Below are 2,405 nucleotides of genomic sequence, written 5' to 3'. Positions count from 1 at the left end.
TCTCCACCATGTCCGAACACCGAAATCCTGTCGGCCACCCGACAGTTCCCCCCTCAACGACGCCTCATCACCCCAACCGAAACGGCGAGGCTAGGGCGGCTGCCACGCGGTCCTCGGGCAGCTTGTGCGCGGCATGGGTGGGTCCGGCCAGCAGATCGAGCACAGGCATGCCGTAGTGCGCGGCCAGCCGGTCGCAATCGTCCAGGGACCACGAGCGCTGAGCGCTCTGCTTCCGGCTGACCTGTGTCGGCGAGAGACCGATCCCCTCGGCCAGGTCCCGCTGCTGCTCGCCCGTTCTGGCCATCAACGCCGTGATCGTCAGGCGCAGCAGGTCCTCTGTGCTCATCGTCGGCATGCCCACAACCTATCGCAGCCAATGCTGATTCAGAGACAGAGCCGCCTATATGGCAGATCTATTGCCCTTACAGCTCCTGTGCTGGAGGAGGAACTGAGCTCATCAACGAGGGCAGGAACTTCACCTTCAAGGGTCTGCCTGATGACTTCACAGGTAACGCGGCGACAGCGAGATCTCTGGCATCCCGACCACGGCCGAGACCATCAACGTCGAAGGGACCGTGACTGACGGATACGCGCCGCCGCTGGCTGCCACAAAGAACTTCACGATCGATATCAACTGACGGATGCTGCCAACCCCTACGACGTCACCTCCTTGTGGCGCTGAGGAGTTCGTTGAAGGTCTGGGAGAAGTCGGGAGGAGGTGGCCGGTCGTCGAGCTCCGGCGGAGTTCCGCCCCAGGTCTTCGCCTCAAGGTCGGCAACGGCGTTGACGAGGGCCGCTTCTGGCTCGGGTCCCCGGCTATGTGGCGCCGGGCGCCGGTCAGAGCAGGCGCCCCCCGCTGTACACGAGGTCACCGCCAGGGTCGTCAGCTGTCGCTGTAGCCGACGGCTATCGGGGACTTTTCGTCTGCCGCTCACTCTGGTGGCGCACACGCTCCTGCCTTGGGGCTCGCCGGGCTACACCCGTCCGGCGGTGCATTAGAGGAAATGCAGCCCGGCCCGGCGTTAGATCACCTAGGGAAACCCACCACCACGCAGAAACGAGGAACCCATGAAAGCCTCACTCGCGCTGCCTCTGTGCGCTCTGACCGTTATCCCCGTCGTGCTCAGCGCGCCGGTGGCCCACGCGGACACCGAGAATGACAGGGGCCGCGTGGAGAGGTTCACCCTCACCACCACCAACACCCAGGGGCAGTTCCCCAATGTCACCGCCGACCTGCTGGACCGGAACGGTGAGAACGTCGGCTTCGTCACGACCAACTGCGTCGGCGTCGACACCACCCCTCGGACCGAGACCTGCTACGGGTCTTACGTCCTCGAAGACGGCCAGCTCACCTGGCAGAACGCCACACGCGACCCTCAAACCCCCTATCACATCGCCATCACCGGAGGCACCGGCAAATATTGCGAGGCCCGCGGACAGATCCGCGTGGTCAGAACCGAGTCGGAGCCCGAGGGTGGCCTCTACGAACTCGAAGTCATCACCGGCCGCAAGTGCGCCATCTGAGGGCTTTGGAGGAGACACGTTCAAAGGGCGGCCCCTCGCGGGGGGCCGCCCTTCGGGCGTATCTCCTCCAAAGCCCCTGCTGGGATGAGTTCGGCCCGGGACAAGGCCAGTGGCTTGGGCCGGTGAGCCGATGACGCTCCCTCTCGCATGTTGCGCGCCCTCCGTTAACGGAGTGGCACCAGGACGGTAGCCACGTGACTCCAGGGAGCCATGCGCCGGTGGGCTCTGTGGAGGGATGTGGTGGTGAGGGATTCCTGCCTACGTCGTTATGGCGGCCACGTGCCGACCTCATGGGATGCCTGCACGGTCAAGTATCTCCGTATGGGACAAAGTGCGGACCGATCATGCATCCGATAGCCGCGGGCCAGTCGGTAGCCGCCGTAGCGGCCGCGGGCGGCCAGCTCTGCCCCGGTGAGCCGGTATCGACTGGAGGAGTCCAGCAGGGTCAGCACATGGGTCAGGTGATCAGGGCGGATTCTGTCCTGTTGGACTCTACGGATCCCCGCAGCACCTCACTCCGGGGAGATCACATAGCCACCTTTGCACTCGTTCCCGGCACGCTGACTCGGGGCGTGGGCCTGAGAAGACACCGCTCTCGCTCTGCCGGAGCGCGGCCACTCGGCGCTCTACCGATGACACTGCCGGGCCTGGCCGAGTACGCCGACCGGGGCGGTCCGCGACGGACCTGGACACGCACATCGCGGACATCCACCGGATTCGTTGAGCGGAACGAGAGAACGCCTGGCGTGCGAATGGGAGGACCGTGTGAGATCGATGTGACACAGTCTGTTACGGCGCCGTCAGCCGCCGCCCCCGGCGACCCCTCGGCCCAAGCGCACACCCGGCCCGATTCCGCCGGTTCGGCGGGTATGGACCGCGAA

The 2,405-nt window shown here is 65.4% G+C and carries 2 protein-coding genes; one reads left to right on the top strand and one right to left on the bottom strand.

The window, feature by feature from the left end; genetic code table 11:
* Positions 1–67: 67 nt before the first annotated feature.
* The gene (locus AB0M26_RS31785) at positions 68–355 is read right to left on the bottom strand and encodes a helix-turn-helix transcriptional regulator (protein ID WP_365266485.1); all 288 of its coding nucleotides are present in this window, start codon (positions 353–355) and stop codon (positions 68–70) included.
* Positions 356–1,068: 713 nt separating this feature from the next.
* On the opposite strand from AB0M26_RS31785, the gene AB0M26_RS31780 reads away from it, so the two are divergent.
* Positions 1,069–1,524, top strand: coding sequence for a hypothetical protein (locus AB0M26_RS31780; protein WP_365266482.1), 456 nt, complete (start codon positions 1,069–1,071; stop codon positions 1,522–1,524).
* The last annotated feature ends 881 nt before the right edge of the window (positions 1,525–2,405 follow it).

Source organism: Streptomyces sp. NPDC051776 (assembly GCF_040681345.1).
Taxonomy (GTDB): domain Bacteria; phylum Actinomycetota; class Actinomycetes; order Streptomycetales; family Streptomycetaceae; genus Streptomyces.
Note: the sequence above shows the minus strand (reverse complement) of the source record. Positions and strands in the feature narration are given on the sequence as shown.